This window comes from Paenibacillus woosongensis (assembly GCF_009725165.1).
Classification (GTDB): domain Bacteria; phylum Bacillota; class Bacilli; order Paenibacillales; family Paenibacillaceae; genus Fontibacillus; species Fontibacillus woosongensis.
Window position 1 is genome coordinate 255,465 of sequence record NZ_WNZW01000004.1, and the last position, 23,985, is coordinate 279,449.

Annotated in this window: 25 protein-coding genes, 1 rRNA gene, 1 riboswitch and 1 other annotated feature; of the genes, 25 read left to right on the forward strand and 1 reads right to left on the reverse strand. The window is 50.6% G+C overall.

The genetic code is table 11. The features are described from left to right. Position 1: 1 nt before the first annotated feature. On the reverse strand, positions 2-640 hold the full coding sequence (locus tag GNP95_RS14190) for a YkoF family thiamine/hydroxymethylpyrimidine-binding protein (RefSeq protein ID WP_155611517.1): 639 nt from the start codon (positions 638-640) through the stop codon (positions 2-4). 130 nt (positions 641-770) lie between these two features. Further along, positions 771-884, reverse strand: a riboswitch (TPP riboswitch). A 137-nt stretch (positions 885-1,021) separates the two neighbouring features. Between GNP95_RS14190 and GNP95_RS14195 the strand changes: the two genes are divergently transcribed. The 25 genes from GNP95_RS14195 to GNP95_RS14315 form a co-directional block, all read left to right on the forward strand. Then, the gene (locus tag GNP95_RS14195) at positions 1,022-2,140 is read left to right on the forward strand and encodes an SPOR domain-containing protein (RefSeq protein WP_330163439.1); all 1,119 of its coding nucleotides are present in this window, start codon (positions 1,022-1,024) and stop codon (positions 2,138-2,140) included. A gap of 160 nt (positions 2,141-2,300) precedes the next feature. Further along, complete coding sequence (locus GNP95_RS14200) at positions 2,301-2,918, forward strand: Maf family protein (protein WP_155611518.1); 618 nt, start codon at positions 2,301-2,303, stop codon at positions 2,916-2,918. 150 nt (positions 2,919-3,068) lie between these two features. After that, positions 3,069-3,758 (forward strand): RadC family protein, encoded by a 690-nt coding sequence (radC, locus tag GNP95_RS14205; protein ID WP_155611519.1) that lies wholly within the window; start codon positions 3,069-3,071, stop codon positions 3,756-3,758. 39 nt (positions 3,759-3,797) lie between these two features. Continuing rightward, complete coding sequence (locus GNP95_RS14210) at positions 3,798-4,829, forward strand: rod shape-determining protein (protein WP_155611520.1); 1,032 nt, start codon at positions 3,798-3,800, stop codon at positions 4,827-4,829. Between the two features lie 125 nt (positions 4,830-4,954). Continuing rightward, on the forward strand, positions 4,955-5,830 hold the full coding sequence (mreC, locus tag GNP95_RS14215) for a rod shape-determining protein MreC (RefSeq protein ID WP_330163440.1): 876 nt from the start codon (positions 4,955-4,957) through the stop codon (positions 5,828-5,830). Then, positions 5,830-6,360, forward strand: coding sequence for a rod shape-determining protein MreD (gene mreD, locus GNP95_RS14220; protein WP_330163441.1), 531 nt, complete (start codon positions 5,830-5,832; stop codon positions 6,358-6,360). Before mreC ends, mreD begins: the two co-directional genes overlap by 1 nt. A gap of 75 nt (positions 6,361-6,435) precedes the next feature. Next, positions 6,436-7,098 carry a septum site-determining protein MinC gene (gene minC / locus GNP95_RS14225; RefSeq protein ID WP_155611523.1) on the forward strand — a complete coding sequence of 221 codons (663 nt, stop codon included), beginning with the start codon at positions 6,436-6,438 and terminating at the stop codon, positions 7,096-7,098. A gap of 3 nt (positions 7,099-7,101) precedes the next feature. Continuing rightward, the gene (gene minD / locus GNP95_RS14230) at positions 7,102-7,896 is read left to right on the forward strand and encodes a septum site-determining protein MinD (protein ID WP_155611524.1); all 795 of its coding nucleotides are present in this window, start codon (positions 7,102-7,104) and stop codon (positions 7,894-7,896) included. Positions 7,897-7,902: 6 nt separating this feature from the next. Further along, entirely contained in the window at positions 7,903-9,051 is a 1,149-nt protein-coding gene (locus GNP95_RS14235; RefSeq protein ID WP_196427182.1) for an FtsW/RodA/SpoVE family cell cycle protein, read from the forward strand. Positions 9,052-9,249: 198 nt separating this feature from the next. Beyond that, positions 9,250-10,188 (forward strand): M23 family metallopeptidase, encoded by a 939-nt coding sequence (locus GNP95_RS14240; protein ID WP_155611525.1) that lies wholly within the window; start codon positions 9,250-9,252, stop codon positions 10,186-10,188. Then, entirely contained in the window at positions 10,181-11,038 is an 858-nt protein-coding gene (locus tag GNP95_RS14245; protein WP_155611526.1) for a site-2 protease family protein, read from the forward strand. The genes GNP95_RS14240 and GNP95_RS14245 overlap by 8 nt, the downstream gene beginning before the upstream one ends. Positions 11,039-11,101: 63 nt before the next feature. Beyond that, positions 11,102-12,295, forward strand: a complete 1,194-nt coding sequence (locus GNP95_RS14250; protein ID WP_330163443.1) for an Rne/Rng family ribonuclease — start codon at positions 11,102-11,104, stop codon at positions 12,293-12,295. Between the two features lie 74 nt (positions 12,296-12,369). Continuing rightward, positions 12,370-12,451 (forward strand) — a sequence feature (ribosomal protein L21 leader region). A 13-nt stretch (positions 12,452-12,464) separates the two neighbouring features. Then, positions 12,465-12,776 carry a 50S ribosomal protein L21 gene (gene rplU / locus GNP95_RS14255; protein WP_055105540.1) on the forward strand — a complete coding sequence of 104 codons (312 nt, stop codon included), beginning with the start codon at positions 12,465-12,467 and terminating at the stop codon, positions 12,774-12,776. Between the two features lie 14 nt (positions 12,777-12,790). Next, complete coding sequence (locus GNP95_RS14260; protein WP_155611528.1) at positions 12,791-13,123, forward strand: ribosomal-processing cysteine protease Prp; 333 nt, start codon at positions 12,791-12,793, stop codon at positions 13,121-13,123. A gap of 18 nt (positions 13,124-13,141) precedes the next feature. Further along, a complete protein-coding gene (gene rpmA / locus GNP95_RS14265; RefSeq protein ID WP_019638294.1) occupies positions 13,142-13,453 on the forward strand; it encodes a 50S ribosomal protein L27 in 312 nt (103 codons plus the stop codon). 165 nt (positions 13,454-13,618) lie between these two features. Further along, positions 13,619-14,383 (forward strand): Spo0B domain-containing protein, encoded by a 765-nt coding sequence (locus GNP95_RS14270; RefSeq protein ID WP_155611529.1) that lies wholly within the window; start codon positions 13,619-13,621, stop codon positions 14,381-14,383. After that, on the forward strand, positions 14,374-15,684 hold the full coding sequence (gene obgE, locus GNP95_RS14275) for a GTPase ObgE (RefSeq protein ID WP_155611530.1): 1,311 nt from the start codon (positions 14,374-14,376) through the stop codon (positions 15,682-15,684). The genes GNP95_RS14270 and obgE overlap by 10 nt, the downstream gene beginning before the upstream one ends. A 168-nt stretch (positions 15,685-15,852) precedes the next feature. After that, on the forward strand, positions 15,853-16,290 hold the full coding sequence (locus GNP95_RS14280; protein ID WP_330163444.1) for an ACT domain-containing protein: 438 nt from the start codon (positions 15,853-15,855) through the stop codon (positions 16,288-16,290). 59 nt (positions 16,291-16,349) lie between these two features. After that, positions 16,350-17,636 (forward strand): homoserine dehydrogenase, encoded by a 1,287-nt coding sequence (locus tag GNP95_RS14285; protein WP_155611531.1) that lies wholly within the window; start codon positions 16,350-16,352, stop codon positions 17,634-17,636. 44 nt (positions 17,637-17,680) lie between these two features. After that, positions 17,681-18,751: a threonine synthase gene (thrC, locus tag GNP95_RS14290; protein WP_155611532.1), complete on the forward strand. Its 1,071-nt coding sequence runs from the start codon at positions 17,681-17,683 to the stop codon at positions 18,749-18,751. Then, positions 18,748-19,716, forward strand: coding sequence for a homoserine kinase (gene thrB, locus GNP95_RS14295; RefSeq protein ID WP_155611533.1), 969 nt, complete (start codon positions 18,748-18,750; stop codon positions 19,714-19,716). Before thrC ends, thrB begins: the two co-directional genes overlap by 4 nt. Beyond that, complete coding sequence (gene pheA, locus GNP95_RS14300; RefSeq protein WP_155611534.1) at positions 19,713-20,612, forward strand: prephenate dehydratase; 900 nt, start codon at positions 19,713-19,715, stop codon at positions 20,610-20,612. The genes thrB and pheA overlap by 4 nt, the downstream gene beginning before the upstream one ends. Next, entirely contained in the window at positions 20,612-21,490 is an 879-nt protein-coding gene (gene ilvE / locus GNP95_RS14305; RefSeq protein ID WP_155611535.1) for a branched-chain-amino-acid transaminase, read from the forward strand. The genes pheA and ilvE overlap by 1 nt, the downstream gene beginning before the upstream one ends. Before the next feature lie 157 nt (positions 21,491-21,647). Beyond that, positions 21,648-23,327 carry a LysM peptidoglycan-binding domain-containing protein gene (locus GNP95_RS14310; protein WP_155611536.1) on the forward strand — a complete coding sequence of 560 codons (1,680 nt, stop codon included), beginning with the start codon at positions 21,648-21,650 and terminating at the stop codon, positions 23,325-23,327. 457 nt (positions 23,328-23,784) lie between these two features. Continuing rightward, positions 23,785-23,985, forward strand: a 16S ribosomal RNA gene (locus GNP95_RS14315); the annotation flags it as partial.

Sequence of the window (23,985 nt, forward strand, 5' to 3'; positions counted from 1 at the left end):
CTTATTCCCCCTTCCTTTTTTGCACATGCTCCGGTTTGGCTGACGGACTGTTGCAGGAAATTGTGGCCGTCATGACTAGATGGGGAGTCTTGGTGCTCGACGTGACAAAGGCATTCTCGAGCGAACGAAACACCTCTTGGGTGGTACCATCCAGGCGGCTGGCGTAATGAATTCCGCCGGAGAACGTTCCCTCGGCTTCCGCGGCTTTGACCGCATCATAGATGACGTCCATGTAGTGGGGCACCCCCATCGGGTAAAGGGCGAATTGAGCTGCGGTATCAACCGATGTTTTGTTCCCTTCGTTCAAACGGACATCGTCCTCAGACATGAAGACATCTCCTTCCGTATCTCCCGGGCAGCCTACGGAAAAGGTTGCGCTAAGAACGACATGCTCACCGCTTTTTGCCGCTTGCAGGAAAATGGATTTAACTACGTCGAACACATGCTCATGGCGGCCGCGCACGCAGGTGCTGACGTCATCGCTTTGAACCCAGACCTTGGACGTATCGGTATGCTCCAGCGCTCCAAGAATGATCGGAACGAACCGGTCGCTCATCGGAAACAGAGAGAACCGGCAGCCGACGATGCGGCTAGTGCCGCAGGCCGCGGCTTGAATGTTGTGGTTGAATGAATTGGTCATGATGCTTTTCCTCCCCTGGTTAATTTGAATCATCGCTGATAACGACAAAAAAACCGCACCCGAAGAGTGCAGTTATATCGATACAGCCTGTGTCTGCTTAAAAATTATAAAGCAAGCACGCAGCGCTATTTATCGTTTCCCCGCACTTCCCCACGCTAGTATGATCTAGATCGGGTGTAAAGGGTTAACCGTTCCTCAAGCGGGAACGATCTCTCAGCCATCAAAGGCACCCCTAGTGCATTTTTCCGTGATGCGGTTGTCAATGGTTCCCATTATACAGAGTTCCTTTCAATTGTAAAGGCTTGTTTAAATGAAGAGGTCTATATTCTCGCAATTATTCATATTGTAACGGTAGAAGAAAGGACAAGGAGCGTGCGGATCGTGAACAAGGCAAAGATGACATTCCGGTTCGATGAACATGGGCAACAAGCGCACAGTGCACAGAAGGCTGAAGACCGCCAGCGGCTGGAGACAGCCCCAGCTTCAGGGCATGGCAAGCCGCCCGGGCGATCAGAACAGGAGCCGAAGGATACTCCTATAACTTACCGTGCGGTGGAAACGGTAGATTATTGGGGAGATCCCTTTACAGACCATACAGGAACAGGGATTGCCCTATTGCCAGAGCATGCCGAGCCAGGCGGCGGTGATTATTATTTTCGTAAAACGCGGACCTCCTGGTGGAAGGTTGCCGGCTCGCTGACCGGCGCGATCGTCACCGGGGCGCTCTTTGGATTCGTCGTTCTGTCCATGTTCGACCAGGAAATGACGGTGCCGATCCCCGGAATTAGCGTGCCGAAGCAGGGGGCGGCCGGAGAAGCGGCTGATATTCCCGTACTGGGCAGTGTCATTACGGAGGAACAGGTTCCGCTCGTACAGGTCGTTCTGCCTTCGCAGAGCTATCATTTCCTGCAGTACGGCGTGTTCAGCACAGCGGAAGGCGTTGCCCTGGCCCAGGAACAATTGCGCTCCGCGGGAATTGCCGCCGCGCGGGATACCTTGGATGAGAAGCGGGTCTATGCGGGAGTCTCCCCAGACCGTGAGGAAGCTAAACTGCTGAGCGGGAGGCTGAAAACAGGAGGCGTTCACCTCATTTTGCATGAAATTGCCTTGCCTGAATCGGCTACGATGGAATATAAAGGGGATGCGGCATCCCTTCAGCAATATTTGGCGCAGAGTGCGGATCTCGCCTATATGCTCAGCTCCTCCTCGGCAGCTCTTCTGGGGGAAGCTTCTCCCGGGCGCCAGAGCCAGGAGGAATTCGGCCGGCTAAGGGAGAGCCATCAGCTGTGGACCAAAAGCGCCGCCGACGTTCGAGGCAAGCTGACGGCAGCTGCAGAGGCTGAAGCTAAGGAGATGGAGAAGGCGATGAACAGCGCGGTTGAGGCGATGGAGGAATTTAACGAGAAGGGTGAGCAAACCATGCTCTGGGAAGTGCAGAACGAAGTGATGCGATTCATTCTGGCGGAACAAAAGCTGGTCGGAGGCCAAGAAGGGCCGTAAATGACCATCAAAAGGCAGGGAATTGGAAATAGTTGCCCCTGCCTTTTTTATGTTTGTATTGCCGATCAATTAACCTTATAATAATGAAGTGCAAAGTGTCAAAAAATGGCGAGGTTAACAGCTCTGAACTTATTCGGGCGACAGCCGGGCAAAGGAGCATATGAACTTGGAATTTGCAGCTTCATCATCGCAGTATGTCATATTGGCCTCGACTTCACCGCGCAGACGGGAATTGCTGGCTTCCTTACATATTCCGTTTGAGGTTATTCCAAGCAAAGCGGACGAAACTACGCCGGAGCAATGGGAGCCGGAGCAAATCGTAATGGAGCTTGCGCTGCGCAAGGCCAGGGCGGTGCAGGCAACGCTTGAGCCAGCAGCGCGCGAAGCCGTTATCATCGGCAGCGATACGATTGTCGTCTTGGATGGACAAGTGCTTGGCAAGCCCAAGGATGAAGCGGAGGCAGCTTCCATGCTCCGTTCCCTGCAGGGACGAAGCCACGATGTGTATACTGCCGTTGCCTGCATCGATGTGATTACCGGAAGAACGGAAGTCGAATATCGCCGCACGTCTGTGACGATGAGAACCGTGGCCGAGGAAGAGATTGCCGCATATGCCAGGACCGGAGAAGGCTTGGACAAAGCGGGCGCTTATGCGATACAAGGACTCGGGTCGATTTTTGTCACGGGAATCGAAGGCTGTTATTTTAACGTGGTTGGACTGCCGCTATCCTTGCTGAGCGAGATGCTGAGCCGTTTTGGAATCCATGTGTTACGGTAATTAAATCCAACCAAAGATGTTGTAACAAATAACCTCATACGTACGTTGTTGTAAGAAAAGGAAGAGATAAAGCATATCCTTCCGCTATGAATTTTGCTGGCGGCCGGTGATCCGGACCCATGCCTAATCATTCGGAAGCGAGGGATATGAATGGATATGCCGCAATATTTGCTGCGGGACATGCCTTTTGAGGAAAGACCTAGAGAACGCATGATGCAATACGGAGCCGGATCACTCAGTAATGCTGAACTGCTGGCGATATTGTTTCGCACGGGAACCCGGGATGAATCGGCCATACATCTGGCTCAGCGCGTGCTGAGCGGGATTGGCGGACTCCGCCAGCTGGTGGATCTCAGCCTGGATGAGCTGATGAAGCTCAAAGGCATCGGCCCTGCCAAAGCGGTGCAGCTTAAGGCGGGAATCGAACTGGGGCAGAGGCTTGCCAAGACGCGGCTCCCGGAGGCCCAGATCATTCGCAGTCCGCGGGATGCAGCGGATTTATTGATGGAGCAGCTGCGTTATTTGCAGAAGGAACATTTTGTCTGTTTATTTTTGAATACGAAAAATCATATCATTGCTCAGGAGACGCTTTCTATGGGAAGCTTGAATTCCTCGATCGTCCATCCGCGCGAGGTGTTTCGCGCAGCGATTAAATGCAGCAGCGCATCTGTCGTATGCGCCCATAATCATCCTAGCGGAGATCCGACGCCAAGCCCGGAGGATATCCGGATGACAAGGCGCCTATGCAAAGCCGGGGAAATCGTCGGCATCGATGTGCTGGACCACATCGTGATTGGAGACGGGGAATTCATAAGTTTGAAGGAGCAAGGCTTGATGTAATATAATAGACCAGATACAGAAGGAAAGGAAGATTACAGCATGTTAGGTGGTTTCACGAAAGATTTAGGAATTGATTTGGGTACGGCGAATACGCTCGTTTATATTCGAGGCAAAGGAATTATAGTGAGAGAACCGTCGGTAGTAGCGATGAATACTGATAATAAGAGCATTGTAGCGGTCGGGGAATCGGCCAAGAAGATGATCGGGAGAACACCGGGCAACATTCGTGCAATCCGTCCGATGAAGGACGGCGTTATCGCCGACTTTGATACCACCGCAACGATGATTAAATATTTTATTCGCCAGGCTCAGAAGCAGCGTTCCTTGTTCCAACGCCATCCGAACGTGATGGTCTGCGTGCCTTCTGGCATTACGGCGGTGGAGCAGCGTGCGGTTGAGGATGCCACGAAGCAGGCAGGAGCACGAGAAGCCTACACGATTGAAGAGCCGTTTGCGGCAGCCATTGGTGCAGATCTTCCCGTATGGGAGCCGACCGGGAGCATGGTCGTAGACATCGGCGGCGGAACGACAGAGGTGGCTGTTATTTCGCTCGGCGGCATTGTTACGAGTAAGTCTGCGCGCGTAGCCGGCGATGACATGGACGAGTCTATTATTCAATACATCAAGCGCCAATATAACCTGATGATCGGCGAGAGAACGTCGGAGCAGCTTAAAATGGATGTTGGCTCGGCGCTGCCGCTCGAGCAGGTGGAATCGATGGAAATCCGCGGCCGCGACCTTGTTACGGGGCTGCCAAAGACGATTTCCATCACTTCCGACGAAATTACCGAGGCGCTCGGCGATACGGTGAACGCCATCGTGGAAGCGGTGAAGGTTACGCTGGAGAAATGTCCGCCCGAGCTGGCGGCCGATATTATGGACCGTGGTATTGTGTTGACGGGGGGCGGCGCATTGCTGCGCAACCTCGACAAGCTGCTGGCCAAAGAGACGGGCATGCCTGTCATCGTGGCCGAGCATCCGCTCGATTGTGTTGCCATCGGTACGGGGAGAGCTCTCGATAACATCCATTTGTTCAAATCAAGAAGCAGTTCGCCCCTTCGCAAGCGCTAATTTTTAGCGCTGAAGAACGGGAGAATGTGCACTATTTATGATAAAACGGCGCCGTCCTGACATGGACGGCTGTGCCGTTTTTCTATAGGTGGACTCGTGGAGAGGAGAAATTGCAAGGTTGGAGGGTGCTTAAACTGTTTAAGCTGCTTGGCAACAAAAGATTATTTATTTTGCTGATGGGACTTATTCTGTTTATCGCTATAATGGGATTTACGCTCGGTCCCCGGGCGAATTTGTCGTGGCCGGAGAAGTTTGTAAAAGATACGGTGGGCTTCGTGCAGTCGATTTTCTATAAGCCTACCTCGTATATCGCCGGCTTGATTGAGGATGTCTCCAACTTGCGCGCCTTGCAGGAGGAGAACGAGAGCCTGAAGATTGCGCTGTCTCACTACACAAGAGATAAAGCCATCTATAATCGGATTGAGCAGGAGAACATCCGGCTTCAGGAATTGCTTAATTTTACAGAAGCCCAGAAGAATCAATACAATTACACCTACCGGATCGCCCAGGTGGTCAGCGTAAATAACGATCCGGTCAATCGGACGATTAAAGTGAACCTGGGGAGCAATGACGGCGTCAAGATGGGGTATGCGGTTATTTCTGCTGAAGGGCTTGTAGGTACGGTTAGCCGGGTCAGCAATTTTACGTCTACCATCAAGCTGCTTACGACCATGGACGCGAAGGATCCGAATTCGAACGGCATATCCGCCACGGCTCAGGGGAAAGAAAATGAAGTGTTTGGCGTCGTCGAGTCCTACGATCCCGATAAGGGCATGTTCCTGATGAATAAAATCGATGATACTTCTTCGCTAGCTGTCGGCGATACCATTGTGTCCTCCGGCGTCGGCGGAGCATTTCCGCGAGGGATGGTCATCGGTACAGTCAAGGATATTCAGGTTGGCGAATACGGATTGACATATACGGCATTCATCGAGCCCGCAGCCAGCTTCACGGACTGGAAAGAGTTGATTGTGGTATATACACCGGAGGTCTTGGAGTAGTGAGGAATCGTAAATATATACTGGTCCTGCTGGTGTTCGTATTGTTTATTATCGAGGGGACGGTCATTCCCTGGATAATCCCTGATGCGTGGCAGACGCGCATTGTTCCTCACCTGGCATATATCGCCATTCTGTTTATTACCGTTTACGACAACCGGCATAGCGGCTTGGTGCTGGGTCTTCTTTTTGGGCTGCTGCAGGATGTCGTATTTTATGGGGCGATCATTGGAGCTTATTCTTTTGCCATGGGGCTGTCCAGTTATTTGCTTGGCCTTGTATTCCGCTCGCCGAGAGCTCCGCTGCCGCTGATGATGATCGTCGTAATGATCGGCAGCCTGCTGCTGGACTCGATCCTGTTCGGCACTTACTCGCTGTTTGAACTGACACATCAGCCATATACCTGGGCTTTAATGACTTTTATCATCCCAAACGTATTCGTTCACGTCGTATTTGCTTTGATGATTTACGTCCCTCTTAGACGCCAGCTGGAGCTGATTACGAAGCGTCGTTCTTCCGAGAGCCAAGCCTGACATTTCGTGCTTTTCCTTAAGAAGCAGGAACTTGGGTGCTCTTGCACGAAATGAATAGGGGGGAGGGACAGGCTTATGACAGTAAAATCGAAGCACGTTACGATCAAGGGCATCAAAGATGGCCTGGTATTCCTGCTTGACGATGAGTGTGATTTGCAACAGCTTCTGGATGAGCTGCGCTATAAGTTAGAGCATAGCCATCAGAATATTCTGACAGGGCCGATTATTCATGTCGATGTCAAATTGGGCAAGCGAATCGTAACAGATGCAGAGAAGGAAATGATCCTTGATATATTGAAGCAAAAAGGCAATTTGCTAGTCCGGTCGGTAGAGTCGCCGTTAGCGGAAGAAGACCGTCCCAAGGAAGGGCAGCTAACGACGATAACCGGGATTGTGCGCTCCGGGCAGGTCCTGCAGCATGACGGCAATCTGCTGTTTCTCGGAGACGTCAATCCGGGAGGGACGATCTCCTGCACCGGAGACGTATATATTCTGGGGGCTTTGCGGGGAATGGTTCATGCCGGGGCAGAGGGGAAAGAAGATGCCATCATCGCCGCTTCGTATTTATCACCGACGCAGCTGCGCATTGCTGAAGTCTATAGCCGGCCTCCAGACGAGTGGGATCACCACGAGAGCAGCATGGAATTCGCTTTTTTGCGTGACGGGAAGATGCAGATTGACAAAATTACGAACATAACCCGGGTGCGTCCGGACTTTAAGATGTTCAAAGGGGTGTAAACTATGGGAGAAGCTATCGTTGTCACTTCGGGTAAAGGCGGCGTAGGGAAAACGACTACGTCTGCGAATATCGGTACCGCTCTGGCGCTGCTTGGCAAGAAGGTATGTCTTGTCGATACGGACATCGGCCTGCGGAACCTGGATGTCGTTATGGGCCTGGAGAACCGGATCATCTATGATTTGATCGACGTGGCCGAAGGGCGCTGCCGCTTGAACCAGGCTTTGGTGAAGGATAAACGTTTTGATGAATTGTACATGCTGCCCGCTGCGCAAACGAAAGACAAGAATGCCGTGTCGGAAGAGCAGGTCAAGGATATCGTTCTTGAACTGAAGAAGGAATATGAATACGTTATTATCGATTGCCCTGCTGGAATAGAACAAGGCTTCAAAAATGCGATTGCCGGAGCAGATCAAGCGATTGTCGTTACGACGCCGGAAAATGCCGCCGTCCGCGATGCGGATCGGATCATCGGCTTGCTCGAGAGCTCGCATATCGGTTCGCCGAAGCTGGTCGTAAACCGGATTAAGGTCGATATGGTAAAGTCGGGAAGCATGCTGGATATCGAAGGTATTTTGCAGGTGCTCAATATCGATCTCATCGGCATTGTGCCGGATGACGAGCTTGTCATTAAAGCGGCTAACAATGGGGAGCCTACCGTAATGAACCCCGATTCGAAGGCCGCAATCGCTTATCGTAACATTGCCCGGCGCATATTGGGAGACACCGTCCCTCTCATGCTGCTTGACCAGAAGAAAGGCATGTTTACACGCTTTAAGAAGTTTTTCGGAATGGGTTGATCCTTTTTGTTCTTCAAACTCAAAAAAATCGATTGGCTTATGGTGGCGATCCTGGTCTTATTCATGATTATGAGCACGATGCTCGTTCATAGTGCAATAGCTCCATATGCGCCCGATTTCAAGAACTACGATTTAAAGACCTTAATGTTCTATGGCCTCGGCTTTGCCGTGGTATTCGGCATGTCGATCGTCGATTACCGCACGTTGCTTCGATATAGCTGGTATGTATATGGAACGGGCAGCTTGCTGCTCGTTCTTGTCTTCTTGTTTGCGCCGGAAATTAATGGCGCACGAAGCTGGTTTGAGCTTCCGGGAGGCCTATTGTTTCAACCGGCTGAGCTCGTCAAAATCATTTTGATTATGACTACGGCCTATTTGCTTGGGAAGCGGGAAGGCCGGCTGCTCAGCTTCCGGCGCGACGTTGTTCCGATTACGGCGGTAACCTTGCTGCCTTTCTTGCTGGTGCTGATTCAACCGGATTTGGGGAATGCGATCATCTATCTGGTAGTACTTTGCGCCATGCTATGGATCGGCAACACGAAATACAGCCATGTGCTCGTTGGCCTGACGGCATTCGTGGCTTTCCTGATCGTGTTCGTTACATTATTTAATGCTTATAACACGCAAATTCACGATTATCTGGCCGATAAGGGGAAACTGCACTGGTACCAGCGGATCAATACGTTTATCAATCCGGATTTGGCCTCGAATGATGCCAAGCACCAGTCCAGCTATGCCAAAATTGCGATTGGTTCCGGCGGGCTGACGGGTGACGGTTTTTTACAGGGCGAGCTAAAAAATAAACGATTTGTTCCTTACCCGTATTCGGATTCGATATTCGTCGTTGTAGGCGAGGAATTCGGTTTCGTAGGTTCATCCTTACTGATGCTGCTCTACTTTTTGTTTATTTACAGGATGATTCAAATCGCGCTTCGCTGCATAGATAAGCGGGGAGCTTATATTATCGTGGGCATTGCGGCGATGTTTCTGTTCCAAATTTTCGAGAATGTAGGCATGATGATTGGCCTGATGCCGATTACAGGTATTACGCTGCCATTCATTAGCTATGGAGGAACATCGCTGCTGCTGAATATGCTGTGCATTGGACTGGTATTCAGCATTATGCTTCACCAGGAGAAATATGAGGTAGATTAGAAATTGAGGCCGGCGCTGCAAGCGCCGGTTTTTTTGTGTTCCATAAATGCGTAATGGGCTTGCCTTCATCAGAGGAGCTTGTTCATATTCCGCTCAAACCGCTCATAAACTAAATACAACATGTTTGCCGGGTGCAGCCTGACATGTTGCACGTATTGGAAAGAAATCGCCTGATGCTATTCGGAGGGGATATGGACGATGGACGTAAAATCGAATGTGAAGCGGCGGCGGGAAGAACGAATCAAGCAGCTTGTCTCGGGCGGACATCCTTATATGAAGGAAGTTAATCATGGATTGCAGGAGATGACGCGGCACTCTGCAGAGAGATACCCTGCAATACGGGACATGGATCATGCAGTGGACGGCGAACGCACGCAGGATATCCGCCAGAGTGCGAAAAATGCGTCGGACAAGGAGCAGGACCCGGAATGGATGTGGAAGCATGGACAAGGCCGCTGGAATGATACCGGTTTGTTCGACCGGCAGGATTCAGTCATGCCGAAGGATGGAAAGGGACCTTCCTTCTGGGGCATGCTATTCATACGTCTCTGCATCAGCATGCTGCTCTTTGCCGGACTATGGGCCGTTAACCGGTATGAACCGCCTTGGGCGGGATCCATCCGCCTATTCGTGGCCCATTCCTTAACCTATGAAATGGACTTTGGGGCGGCTGAAGCATGGTATAAGCGTAACTTTGGCGGAGCTCCGACTTTCATACCGATCTTTCGGCAAAGCGAAGATAAAGGCGTTAAAGTTAACAATGCGAGCAGCTTCTCTACTCCGCTCGACGGTAGAATTGCCAGTGCATTTGCACTCAGTTTAAGGGGAATTAACATCGTACCCGCCAATGATTCGAGTACGGGCTTACAGGTTAAAAGCGTAGAAACAGGGAGGGTGCTGAGCGTCGGCAACGATGCCTTCACAGGCGAGACGGTTGTCGTTCAGCATGCAGGAGGTTACGTGTCTATTTACGGCAACCTGCTTCAATCCTTTGTAGAAAAAGGGGACTGGCTAGAGTCCGGGGATTTGGTCGGGAAGCTGGCAGCGTCATCCGAACAGAACGTCCCGACCCTTTATTTCGCATTGAAGAAAAATGATCGCTATATCGATCCTGCGGATGTGATTCCATTTGATTAGATGGGGCGGCATTGCGATATCTTTTCACCCGTTGTTTGTCCTCGTCATGCTGGCATCTGTCATTACGGGCCATTTCCTGGAGCTGCTGACTTTGTTTGCGATCGTCTTCATTCACGAGTGGGGGCATGTGGCCGCTGCAAAATGGTTTGGCGTCCATGTTCTCTCTGTGCAGCTGCTGCCGTTTGGCGGCGTTGCGGTAATGGAGGATACGGCTTATTTGAATGCGGGGCGCGAGATGATAATTGCGCTAGCCGGCCCCTTGCAGAACGGGCTGCTGATTGGCTGCGCCTGGCTCCTGCATGCCGCCGGATTGTGGGACGGGCCTTACTATGACTATTTTGTACAGGGAAATGTGCTTATCGCATTATTCAACTTGCTTCCGGTTCTGCCGCTGGACGGAGGGAAGATATTCCAGTCGCTCTGCAGTATTATTCTGCCGTACCATTTGGCGCTCGTCTGGTCGCTGCGCATCAGCTTGTTGTTCAGCCTCCTGCTTATCGGTTATGCGCTGTATCCCCTGTTCTTACAGGGCGGAATGCTTCAGTTGAACCTGCTGCTAATAGGGCTGTTTCTGCTCTATTCCAATTATGTGGATTACCGCAACATTCCCTATCGCTTCATGAGATTCCTGATGAACAGAGAGCGTTCGTTCTCGCGCCATTTGCTTCATGGCAGCCTGGCACAACCGATTGTAGCGGATAAAGTGCAACCTTTGGACCATATTTTGCGTCTTTTTAAAAGGGAAAAATACCATTTTATCTATGTGATGAACCGTCAGGGAAGGATCATTGCCGTTGTGCCGGAGCAACGGGTTATTTCCTCCTATTTTAAAGGCGGGCCTGCGGCATAGTATCCCGCCGTGGTATAATCACATCATATTCATTGCGTTGCAATGCAGACAGAGGGTGAGATCGTGAAACGGATGATTATTCACTGCAATTCCGGCTCTACCGAAATGGCGCTCCAGGAGGACGGCAGACTGGTGGAGTATGCCGTAGAGCGCTGTCAGGCCAAGGGGCTTGTCGGCAGTTTTTTTAAAGGGCGCGTAGTCAATGTGCTTCCCGGCATGCAGGCTGCCTTCGTGGATATCGGGCAGAAGAAGAATGCTTTTCTATATATCGATGACGTGCTTCATCCACATTTGGAAAGACAACCGAAAGTTAAACCGCCGATTTCCGAGCTGCTTCAGCCTGGCCAGGATATTATCGTGCAGGTTGTAAAGGACGCCATCGGCAACAAAGGACCGAGAGTTACGACGCATTATTCGCTTCCCGGCCGCTGGCTCGTATACATGCCTTCAGCCGCATATGTTGCGGTCTCCAAGAAGATTTTTGACGAAGATAAGAGACATCGGCTTAAAGCGATCGGCGACGAGCTTCGGGAGGAGGAGGAAGGGCTTATTCTCCGCACCGTGGCCGAGCTTGAGGAGCTGGAAGCCATCGCCATGGACCTGTCCCTGCTACGCAAACAGTGGTCAGGGATATTGGAGAAGAGCAAGACGCATATCGCGCCCGCTCTTCTGCATCAGGAACTTAGCATGGTTCAGCGGCTGATGAGGGATGTGTACAGTCCCGAGACGGATGAGATCATTATGGACTGCCCAAAGCGGGCCGCTGAAGTGGCCGCATTCCTGGAGATGATGATTCCCGGTCATGAGCAGGCCATCAAAATTTACGATAAGGAAGTTCCTCTATTTGAGTTTTATGGCGTGCAGAGCCAGCTGGATAAGGATTTCCAGCGGAAGCTGTGGCTGCCTGGCGGGGGATACTTGGTGTGGGATCAGACGGAGGCGCTGACTGTCATTGACGTCAACACAGGGAAATACATCGGCGGAAACTCGCTGGAGGAAACGGTGTTCCAGACCAATCTCGAGGCGGCAGACGAAATGGCCAGGCTGATTCGCCTCAGGGATACTGGGGGCATTATCATCATCGATTTCATCGATATGGATCGCGAGGAGCACAGGGATGCCGTGTTGGACAAGCTTCACAGCTGCATGCAGGGCGATCGGACCCAACATCATATCCTTGGCTGGACACGACTTGGATTGCTTGAAATGACGAGAAAGCGAATACGGGAGGAGACAGCTGCTTCGGGCATGGATTAAATTTGCGGAAGCGATTGATTTTGACCTTTCTCCGTGATATTATAGTTAAGTATGTGTCATGAGTGTAGCTTGTGCACATGCTGTAACCGCTCCGATCAGGTCAACAAGATCGCCGCTAACGCGGCGCACCTGAATTAGGCGAGTCTGAGACATGAGGAGGTGCAAGCAAATGTACGCAATTATCGAAACTGGCGGTAAACAATACCGTGTTCAAGAGGGCGATGTTCTTTACATCGAGAAATTGAACGCAGAGGACGGCGCAAGCGTGACGTTCGACCGTGTATTGGCTGTATCCAAAGGCGACGGTTTGGTAGCGGGAACTCCTGTAGTAGCCGGTGCTAGTGTAACAGCGAAAGTTGAGAAACACGGCAAAGGCCGCAAGGTTGTCGTTTATAAATACAAACCGAAGAAGAACTACCACAAGAAACAAGGTCATCGTCAACCATACACGAAAGTGACCATCGAGAAAATCCAAGCGTAAGAAGGTGACGTACCTTGATTAGCGTCTCCATATTGCGTCGTAAGGATAACGAAATACATGGTTTCAAAGTAGAAGGTCATGCCCATTATGCCGAGCCAGGCCAAGACATTGTGTGCGCCGGGGTATCCGCCGTTACCGTTGGAACAGTGAATTCCATCGAAACGCTGACCGGAGTCGTCATGGATTCCAAGATGAAGAACGGGTTCTTAAACGCGAGTCTTCCTCATGTGGAGCAGCCGAAAGCTCTGGAGCAGGCACAGCTTCTCCTTGCTTCTATGGTCGTTATGCTGCAAAGTATCGAAATGTCATACGGTGAGTATATTCAGATACAAGATATCATTATTTAAAGAAGGAGGTAGACTATAATGTTGAAATTGGATCTCCAGTTATTCGCATCCAAGAAGGGTGTAGGTTCCACAAAGAACGGTCGTGACAGTATTGCTAAACGCCTTGGCGTAAAACGTGCTGATGGCCAAACTGTAACAGGCGGAAGCATTCTTGTTCGCCAACGCGGAACGAAGATTCATCCGGGTACCAACGTGGGAATCGGTAAAGACGACACGCTGTTTGCAAAAGTCGACGGCGTTGTTAAATTCGAACGTTGGGGACGCGATCGCAAGAAAGTGAGCGTCTACCCTGTGGAAGTTGCTCCTGTAGCGGCAGCAGTTGAAGCTTAATAGCTTGCTTATAAGCCCTCGGCACTCGTGCCGAGGGCTTTTTTGAGATTACTTGCTTCACTATACTTTTTTAAGTCAATGTGGGGACAAGGATTGTGATATACTGGGTAAAGATGTTAAAAATAAAAAGGTCATGTACCCAATTGAAGAGGAACGGGGAAATTCATGAAACATCGGTTCACAGTGCCGGTCATTGCCGGAACGCTAACGCTTGCTTTGTTGGTGATATTGTACTTCGTTGAATCGACAGTATGGTATGTTGTGTTGTGCGTAGGTTTGCTGGCGGTGTTGTGGGGTTATATCAAATATGTGAAGGATCGGGCGACGAATGAAAGGAAGCAGCTGCTGGAATCGGTGCAAAGAACCGCGGCTGCCACACTTGGTCACCACCGGCATGATTGGATGAACGACCTGCAAATTTTGTACGGATACATTCAACTGGGCAAGATTGATAAACTGGCCAGCTGTGTGGACAGAATAAAGGAAAGGATGGCCGTAGAGAGCAAAATATCCCGCTTGGGCATCCCTTCGCTGGTTTTTTATTTGCAATCTTTTCGTGAAGTGAACAGTTCGGTTCAACTCGAGGTCAGCATTGAAGACGACCTGGAGTTAGGCAAGCTGCTCACTGCCGAGGATGCGGAGGAGTTAACGGAGGCCATCATTGACACGATCCGGGCCTTCCAATTTGCCGGCCGTTCCTCTTGGGGAGAAATGCTGCAGCTTAAAATGTCGATTGGCCTTGAACATAACGAGTTGTCGGTCAGTTTCGTTCAGAAGGAAAGCTCAGGAAATAAGGAAATCCTCTTTCAGCGGTTATCTGAAGTCTTGGACGGAAAACAAATTCGTGCAGAGCACGGAGATTCCGGGCAGGCTTCGGTACGGCTAAGGATGCTGTGCGGAAATTTAAAAGAGGTGAACGCATGTTTATAGATAAAGCGAAAGTGTATGTAAAAGGCGGCGACGGCGGCGACGGTATCGTTGCCTTCCGCCGGGAGAAATATGTTCCGGAAGGCGGTCCTGCGGGCGGCGACGGCGGCAAGGGCGGCGACGTCATATTCCGTGTAGACGAAGGTCTGCGCACGCTTATGGATTTCCGCTATCAGCGGCATTTTAAGGCGGATCGCGGCGTCAAGGGGCGAAACAAAAGCCAGCACGGGGCAAATGCCGAAAATATGATCGTTCGGATTCCGCCGGGAACGGTCATTATCGATGACGACACCCAGGAGGTGCTCGCCGATTTAACCCGGCACGGGCAACAAATCGTAGTCGCGAGAGGGGGCCGCGGAGGCCGGGGCAATACCCGCTTTGCAACGCCGAGCAACCCGGCTCCAGAGCTTGCAGAGCATGGAGAGGAAGGCGAGGAGCGCTGGATTGTGCTGGAGCTTAAGGTGATGGCCGACGTGGGGCTGGTCGGATTTCCAAGCGTAGGCAAGTCCACGCTGTTATCCGTTGTATCTGCGGCTCAGCCGAAAATTGGTGCTTATCATTTTACGACCATAACGCCGAATCTCGGGGTGGTGGACGTCGACGAAGGGCGCAGCTTCGTAATGGCCGACCTCCCGGGCCTTATCGAAGGGGCGCATGAGGGCGTGGGTCTAGGTCATGAATTTCTTCGCCATGTGGAGCGGACGCGCGTTATTATCCATGTTGTCGATATGGCCGGATCGGAAGGCCGCGATCCGTTCGACGACTGGCTGAAGATCAACGAAGAGCTTAAGCTGTATAACGCCCAGCTCGAGAATCGTCCGCAGATCGTAGCCGCAAACAAGATGGATATGCCGGAGGCGGCGGAACATTTGGAGAAATTCCGCAAACAGGTAAGCGAGATTCGCTCTGATCTTGAAATCATGCCGATATCCTCCCTGACCCGTCAGGGGATCAAGGAACTGATTTACAGAACGGCTGATTTGCTTGATCAAATCCCGGAGGAGCCAGCGCTGGAGGAAGTTACCGAATTAAGCGAACGGAAAATTTATAAGCTGGAGAAGGAAGAGGAGCAGGACTTCGTGATTCGCCGCGAGAACGAGGATTTTGTCGTCGAGAGCGCGAAGATCGAAAGAATGATGAAGCGGATGCAATTGAATACGCATGACGCCATTCTCAAGCTTGCGCGTACCATGCGGCATATGGGCGTGGACGACGAATTACGGAGACGCGGCGCCAAGGACGGAACAATTGTCCGCATCGGCGATTTTGAATTCGAATTTGTTGAGGGAAGCAGCTACTATTAAAGTCTTTATGGAGAGCACCTGTAAAGGGTGCTCTTTGCTGTATATCGGCTAAAACCGGGTTCAGGAGAAATTCGCGAAAATCTGTGCGGAAAATAGGTTGCCTCCAGACTTTTTTTTCGTTATAATGTCCACTATACGAAAACAATAGTCTTTAAGGGGAGGACGTTTGTGAAGGAGCGTTATTACTTGGTCCGTGAAGATATTTTGCCGGAAGCAGTGATCAAGACGCTTCAGGTGAAGCAGCTGCTTGCTGCCGGGGACGTTAAAACCGTGCATGAAGCGACGCTCCAGGTCGGGCTTAGCCGCAGTGCTTTTTATAAGTATAAGGACGGCATTCATCCGTTGAACCAGATGGAGCGGGAAGAAATCGTCACGATATCGTTCGATCTGGAACATCGCTCCGGCATCTTATCCCAAGTACTTTCCTTGCTTGCCGGATCGGGAGGGAACGTGCTTACGATCAATCAGAGCATTCCTTTACAAGGAAGAGCAAATGTGGTCATCTCCGTGGAAACTTCGCGGCTGACGGAGGAACTGGATAAGATGATCAAGGCATTGCAAGAAATCTCCGGCGTAAAGAAAATTCAAATCGTCGGTCAAGGATAGGTATCTCCCGCAACACAATTCGATAAACAACCCGCATAGGGAACAGGAGGGGACTTATATTGAAACCCGTTAAGGTAGGATTACTGGGGCTTGGCACTGTAGGAACCGGCGTTGTACGCATCGTCGAAGGACATCAGGAGGATTTGAGCAGTCAAGTCGGATCTCCGATCATCATCGAGAAGGTAGCCGTTAAAAATCTGGAGAAGGCCAGAAGCATTGAAATCGAGCAAAGCAAGCTTACGGAGGATCCCTGGGAGGTGATCCGCGATCCGGAAATCGATGTCATTGTCGAGGTGATGGGCGGTGTGGAGGCTGCCAAGGAATATATCCTCGAAGCGCTGGATCGGGGAAAACATATTGTAACGGCAAACAAGGATCTTATGGCTCTCTATGGTTCGGAGATCATGGCCAAGGCGTTGGAGAAGCAATGTGATGTATTCTATGAAGCAAGTGTGGCTGGGGGGATTCCGATTATTCGGACGCTGATCGAGGGCTTCTCTTCGGATCGCATCGTTAAGATTATGGGGATTGTTAATGGGACGACAAACTATATTCTGAGCAAGATGAGCCAAGAAGATGCATCCTACGAGGATGTCCTCAAGGAAGCACAGGAGCTTGGCTATGCCGAGGCTGACCCGACTTCAGACGTGGAAGGCCTGGATGCGGCCCGCAAGATGGTCATCTTGGGAACGCTTGGCTTCAGAACGAACGTGGAGCTGAGCGATGTCGATGTCCGGGGGATTTCGAGCGTGTCCAAGGAGGATATCGCTTATGCGAAGAAGCTGGGCTATGAGATGAAGCTGCTCGGCATCGCCGATCGCCAGGACGACGAATTTAGTGTTAGCGTCCAGCCAACAATGGTCAAGAAAAGCCATCCGATCGCTGCGGTAAACGGCGTATTCAACGCTGTTTATGTCCATGGCGAAGCGGTTGGCGAGACGATGTTCTATGGCGCTGGAGCCGGGGAAATGCCGACGGCCACTTCGGTAGTTGCTGATTTGGTTGCGGTAGTGAAGAATCTGAAGCTCGGAGTCAACGGCCTGAAAGCAATGGTTCCTTATAAAGCGAAGAAGCTGAAGAGCGACGAGCAAATCGCCTACAAGAACTTCCTGCTGCTTGAAGTAGACGACAAAGCTGGCGTGCTGGCCCAAATTACTCAAGTGTTCGGGGAATATGATGTCAGTCTGGAATCGGTGGTGCAATCGCCAAATGAGCATACGCCGGATGCTGAAATCATTATCGTTACTCATCATGCCTCGAAGGCGAACATGGATAAAGTGCTGAAGCATTTCGAGACACTGAAGGTTATTCGCCGCGTTAAGAGCGTGTATCGCGTAGAAGGTTAAAGATCTTCTCGTTTATTCCTAATAATAAAAGGGGTTTTTATTTCATGAGATATCTTGGATTGCTGCATACCTATAAAGAGTATTTGCCAATTAACGACAACACACCGCTGCTAACGCTGCATGAAGGCAATACGCCGCTCGTTCGTGCTGATAATCTGTCCGAGGAGCTGGGGCTCGATCTGTATTTCAAATATGAGGGTCTGAACCCAACGGGTTCATTTAAAGATCGCGGAATGGTCATGGCCGTGGCTAAGGCGATTGAAGAAGGCAGCAACACGATTATGTGCGCCTCTACGGGGAACACGTCCGCTGCAGCTGCGGCGTATGCGGCGCGTGCAGGGCTGAACTGCATCGTGTTGATCCCGAACAATAACATCGCTCTCGGTAAACTGGCCCAAGCGATGATTTACGGAGCCAAAGTGATTGCCATCGAAGGAAACTTTGACCGTGCGCTTGAAATCGTCCGCGATATTACGGCGAAGCATCCGATTACGCTGGTGAACTCGGTGAACCCGTACCGCATTGAAGGACAGAAGACGGCAGCGTTTGAAGTTTGCGACCAATTGGGCAAAGCGCCGGACGTCCTGGCGATTCCAGTCGGCAATGCGGGGAATATTTCTGCATACTGGAAGGGCTTTAAGGAGTATCAACAGCATGGCAAGAGTAATTCACTTCCGCGCATGGTCGGCTTTGAAGCTGAAGGAGCGATGGCTATCGTTAAAGGAGAGCCGATTCTAGAGCCTGAAACTGTTGCAACCGCAATCCGCATCGGCAACCCGGCAAGCTGGAAGACGGCAGTAGCCGCCGCAGAGGAGTCTGGCGGACAGATCAACTACGTAACCGATGAAGAAATTTTGACAGCATATAAGACGATTGCGGCGCGTGAAGGCATTTTTGCGGAACCGGCTTCTGCGGCATCTGTTGCCGGTGTGTATAAGCTTCATCGCGAAGGTTACTTTAAAGGTGGAGAAACCGTTGTTTGCGTCTTGACTGGCCATGGCTTGAAGGATCCTAATATTGCGATCAAGAGCATTGGCAGCGAACCAATTGTTGTGAAGGATACGGAAGAAGCAGTTATGGCGGCCATCGCGAAGCTGCAAGGAGAGCAGCAATGATGCCTGAAGCGGGCGTACGCGTCAAAGTACCTGCAAGTACGGCAAATCTGGGTCCAGGCTTCGATACGCTTGGCATGGCCCTGTCGCTTTACGCCTGGATTGAAATGAAACAAGCGGAAGCGACGAATATTCATTTATACGGCGATCAGATGAAGGGGATTCCAGCCAATAAAAGCAATCTTATTTACGAGGTAGCTCAATCCGTTTTTCGCGAAGCAGGGGTATCTCTTCCCGAGCTGGAAATTTCCATGTATTCGGATATTCCGCTTACCAGAGGTCTTGGCAGCAGTGCATCGGCGATCGTGGGTGCACTGGTCGCAGCAAATGAGCTTATCGGCTCGCCGCTGGATCAAGCCAAGCTGTTCGATATGGCTACGGCGCTTGAGAAGCATCCGGATAATGTCGGCGCTTCCTTGTTTGGGGGATTGATTACGGCTGTTTGGGACGGAGCCCACGCTGAGTATTTACGGATCGAGCCGCCGGCCGATCTGGAGATTTTGGTGGCGATTCCCGACTTCCAGCTCTCTACATCGAAAGCGCGCCAGGTACTTCCCGAACAGGTCAGCTTGGGCGACGCCGTATTTAATATTAGCCGGACCTCTCTGTTTACAGCAGCGATGGCTTCCGGCAGGCTTGACCTGATTCGTGCGTCGATGCAGGATCGGCTGCATCAGCCGTTCCGTGCTTCCTTGGTGCCGGGAATGGAGCGCATATTGAAAGAGGCGACGGAGCACGGCGCCCTTGGCGCGGCGCTTAGTGGAGCGGGTCCGACGCTGCTGGCGCTGATGGACCGCCGCGAGAAAAGAAGCGCAGAATTAGAGCGCTTTTTGCATGAGGTGCTTGGCGAACAGGGAATCCAGGCTCAGACGATTTGGCTGCAACCTTGCACACAAGGCGCTAAGACGCTTACTATAAATACAGGTGAGCAGTTCATTGATTCCATAAAAGGGGAAGTCAGAGCATGAAAGTAATCGCGTTGCTGCCGGAAGGCTCGGTATCTCATGAGGCTGTTCTTCATTTATTTGGTGAAGAGCAGGTACAGCTGCATCATTGCAAGCAGATTTCCGACGTGTTTCTGGCGACGGCAAACGGTGTAAGCCAGTACAGCGTTATTCCGATTGAAAATACGATTGAAGGCTCCGTTAGTTTGCATATGGATTGGCTTGTTCATGAAGTCGACATCCCGATGCAAGTAGAGTGGGTGTACCCTTCCATTCAAAATTTAATCGGCGACAGGAAAGAATTCGTATCGGATTCCGATGCGAGTCAGATTGATTATGCAAAAGTGACCAAGGTGCTGTCACATCCGGTGGCTATGGCGCAATGCATGCAGTTCCTGAAGGCCAACATGCCTCAAGCGGAACTGGAGCATGTCGCAAGTACGTCGGAAGCCGTAAAGCTTGTTAAGGAGCGCCCTGGCGAAGGCTGGACGGCAATCGGCACCGCGCTTGGCGCCAAGACCCATGGGCTGGATATTTTAGCCGACCGGGTCACGGATCATGACAACAATTACACCCGGTTTGTCCTGATCGGTCAGGAGCCGCTCCAATTGAAACGGAGTGAGTCTGCCCAGGATAAAACGAGCATTCTGGTCACGCTTCCCGAGGATTTTCCGGGCGCTTTGCACCAAGTGTTGTCGGCGTTTGCCTGGCGGAAGCTGAACCTGTCTCGCATCGAATCGAGACCTACCAAGAAGCGGCTTGGAAGTTACTATTTTTATATGGATGTCCTCTCCTCCCTGGACACTGTCCTGCTGAAATCAGCCATCGGAGAGATTGAGGCGTTAGGCTGCCAAGTGCGTATACTTGGTTCCTACCCAAGTTATTCTGTGAAAAATCAAAAGCTGGAGGTGCGAAAATAATGGCAGAACAATGGATTTATTTAGATGGACAATTCGTAACAAAGGAAAATGCAAAAATCTCCGTATACGATCATGGTTTCTTATACGGTGATGGGATATTCGAAGGAATTCGCATCTATAACGGGAATATTTTCAAATGCAAAGAGCACTTGGACCGCTTGTATGATTCCGCAAAATCGATCATGCTGAACATTCCACTCACGTATCAGGAAATGGAGGACGCATTGGTCGAAACACTGCGTCGTAACGAGCTCCGCGACGGGTACATCCGTCTGGTTGTGTCACGCGGTGCAGGCAACCTGGGGCTGGATCCGAATCGCTGTCCTAAGGCCTCTGTCATTATCATCGCTGAGCAGCTCGCGATTTATTCAGAGGAGGCATACAAAACCGGCTTGAAGACGGTGTCCGTATCGACGAAACGCAATATTCCGGACGCGCTGAATCCGAAAATCAAATCGCTGAACTATTTGAACAACATCCTGGTAAAAATCCAGTCGAACCTGTCCGGCGCAGGTGAAGCGATTATGCTGAACTCGCAAGGCTACGTGACCGAAGGCTCGGGAGATAATATTTTTATCGTGAAGAACGGGGTCATTACGACACCGCCATGCTATTTAGGCGCGCTAGAAGGGATTACCCGCCAAGCCATCATTGATATTTGCCATGAGAAGGGCTATAAGCTGAAGGAAGAGCCGTTTACGCTTCATGATGTTTATGTAGCTGATGAAGTGTTCCTGACAGGAACGGCGGCTGAGGTTATCGCGGTCCGCGAAGTCGATGGGCGGATTATTGGTGAGGGACATGCCGGCCCGATCACGCTCAAGCTGTTGGAGGAATTCCGCAGCATTGTGGATAAAGACGGCTTAAAAGTTTGGTAAGACTCTAAATTTAAGGAACCTATCCTTTTTTCTATAAAGAAGGATAGGTTTTTTTCGTTACATGGATGTCAAAAGCCGGGCTCCTGCATAGGATGTATTAAATGGGCCCCGGGCGAAGATCACGGTCCGGAGAAGAAACCTAGGAGGTCTTTAGCACGTGAAAATCCATATCGTAAAACAAGGAGATACTTTGTTTGAGTTATCAAAAAAATATGATGTTCCTCTGCAGAAAATAATCGAGGCCAACCCGCAAATCAGCAATCCAGATGAGCTTAGCATAGGAATGAAGGTTAAGATACCTACTTCGGCCGTTCCCGTGGAAGAAGGGATCATCTACAAGCATACTGTGAAGCAAGGGGATTCTCTTTGGAAGTTGTCCAAAGCCTGGGGACTGCCATTGCAGGCTCTGGTAAATGCCAACCCGCAGTTGAGTGATCCTAATGTACTTAACGTTGGGGATGTGATCAACATTCCCGGTGGAGCAAATCCAGGGGCGAACAATCCATCCAATAATGCCGCGCCTAATCCGAACCTGGTTAGCCCGATCCAGAAGAAAAATACGGCCCCTATTGAAAATGTGAAACCGGAGAACATCAAGCCTGAAAACATTAAACCGGAAAATATTAAGCCAGAGAATGTGATGCCGGAGAATATCAAACCGATTACGGAGAATCCTAAGCCAGAGAATATCAAACCGATTGTGGAGAATCCGAAGCCGGCTCCTATCGTGAAGCCTGAAAGCATTAAACTGGAGAGCGTCAAAGTTGAGAATATTAAAATCATAGAAAATGTCATGCCCGTCGTTCCTCAGCAGATGCCTCAAATGGAGGTAAAGCCAATCAAATACGAGGAGCCTCCTTGCCATCCCATGCCGCATTATCCTGAGTTAGTATCACCTTTTCAGTTCCAAGTCGAACAGCCGCCGATGTTAGTGTCTGGTCAGCCCATGCCTTATTCTCCGTGCGGCTGCTCCGGTCATGGCACACATCAGGAGAATTTGCACTCTCCTTATCATTTCGAGAATGAACATGTATCTTCTTATTACGATTTTCCGCCAGCATGGCCGAATGAGGCTGCCATGGGAGAATACCCGGGTCTGTCGAATGCGCCTTATCAGTCGCCTCAATATATGAATCCATGTGCACCTGCACATCCTTATGCCCATGGAAATCTGCCATATCATCATCATTCTCATCATCACTCTCATCATCAGCCGCATGTTTATCCCGAAGCAGGGAATGTTATGCCAGAAAGCTATGCGCCCAATGCACCGTTTCCGGGAAGCGACAATTCGCCTTGGGGGCAGGCCCAGCTCTCATCGAATGTTGCTCCCCTATACGGGGCTAATGTATCGCCCAATGCATCTGTATCACCCGCATCTGTCTTACCCAATTCATCAGTCTCACCTAATGTAGCCTATCCATGGTCTGCTCCTTACTATGAGCCGCATCACACCTATTCACCTTGCGGCTGCTCCGGACACTCGACTATCCAACCGTACGCGAACGCACCTTTTGCGGTTCAGCCGTACCAAGCGGTAATGCCTAATGTGCCTGTGTCTCCGTTAGGAGGATTCGGTGCTCCTGAGCAAATGCACCACGAGGATTGGTATAAAGGCGGAAATAGGGAGGATACAGCGAATATCCAGGCAGCAGACCAGGCCAAAGAAAGAAACAGTACGGATCAAGGTACGGATACGCCGGAGCAAGCCCAGAAAGATGCGAATATTTCTGAAGTCAGGAAAGGTAAACCAGAGCGGAGTTCGGAAGCAAAAAACAAGAAGCCGGCGACAAGAAAAAAACGCAGCCGCAAACGCAATCCTTGGATTAATAATTAGACAAAAACGCAGAGAGGCGCCGAGGCGTCTCTTCCTTTTTTTACTATGAATAATGATTGCAAAACTGCTTGCTGAATGATTGGTTTATATGATATATTAAATGTCCCGATAAAAAGATGATAGATTATTCTTTGAGGGCGGGTGGCGAAAACTTAATTGATTTTATTTTTATCAAAAAAAGTGCTTGCCAGCCGATAAAAAATGTGTTATATTATTTAAGTCGCTGCTGAAACGATGGCGACACACGAAACAAGGTTGATCTTTGAAAACTGAACAACGAGTGAGCGGGTTTCACGGAAGTGAAATCTAAATAATAGAGTCAGATGCAAATCTGATCTCGTCAGTTTTGAAATGAGCAAGTCAAACACCTTAGCTGAAAGAGAATTTACCATTGGTAAAACTTCCTTTCACCTGGGATGAAAGATCCCATCCATTGGATATGTGATGCTTTCATCCTTTATTGGAGAGTTTGATCCTGGCTCAGGACGAACGCTGGCGGCGTGCCTAATACATGCAAGTCGAGCGGAGTTATTTTGGAAGCTTGCTTCCGAAATAACTTAGCGGCGGACGGGTGAGTAATACGTAGGCAACCTGCCTGTAAGACTGGGATAACTGCCGGAAACGGTAGCTAATACCGGATAAATCATTTCGCCGCATG

Coding starts and splice junctions, on each gene's coding strand:
- GNP95_RS14190 (WP_155611517.1), bottom strand. CDS start 640: ATGACCAATTCATTCAACCACAACATTCAAGCCGCGGCCTGCGGCACT.
- GNP95_RS14200 (WP_155611518.1), top strand. CDS start 2,301: ATGAACTTGGAATTTGCAGCTTCATCATCGCAGTATGTCATATTGGCC.
- radC (WP_155611519.1), top strand. CDS start 3,069: ATGGATATGCCGCAATATTTGCTGCGGGACATGCCTTTTGAGGAAAGA.
- GNP95_RS14210 (WP_155611520.1), top strand. CDS start 3,798: ATGTTAGGTGGTTTCACGAAAGATTTAGGAATTGATTTGGGTACGGCG.
- minC (WP_155611523.1), top strand. CDS start 6,436: ATGACAGTAAAATCGAAGCACGTTACGATCAAGGGCATCAAAGATGGC.
- minD (WP_155611524.1), top strand. CDS start 7,102: ATGGGAGAAGCTATCGTTGTCACTTCGGGTAAAGGCGGCGTAGGGAAA.
- GNP95_RS14240 (WP_155611525.1), top strand. CDS start 9,250: ATGGACGTAAAATCGAATGTGAAGCGGCGGCGGGAAGAACGAATCAAG.
- rplU (WP_055105540.1), top strand. CDS start 12,465: ATGTACGCAATTATCGAAACTGGCGGTAAACAATACCGTGTTCAAGAG.
- rpmA (WP_019638294.1), top strand. CDS start 13,142: ATGTTGAAATTGGATCTCCAGTTATTCGCATCCAAGAAGGGTGTAGGT.
- GNP95_RS14270 (WP_155611529.1), top strand. CDS start 13,619: ATGAAACATCGGTTCACAGTGCCGGTCATTGCCGGAACGCTAACGCTT.
- obgE (WP_155611530.1), top strand. CDS start 14,374: ATGTTTATAGATAAAGCGAAAGTGTATGTAAAAGGCGGCGACGGCGGC.
- thrC (WP_155611532.1), top strand. CDS start 17,681: ATGAGATATCTTGGATTGCTGCATACCTATAAAGAGTATTTGCCAATT.
- thrB (WP_155611533.1), top strand. CDS start 18,748: ATGATGCCTGAAGCGGGCGTACGCGTCAAAGTACCTGCAAGTACGGCA.
- pheA (WP_155611534.1), top strand. CDS start 19,713: ATGAAAGTAATCGCGTTGCTGCCGGAAGGCTCGGTATCTCATGAGGCT.
- ilvE (WP_155611535.1), top strand. CDS start 20,612: ATGGCAGAACAATGGATTTATTTAGATGGACAATTCGTAACAAAGGAA.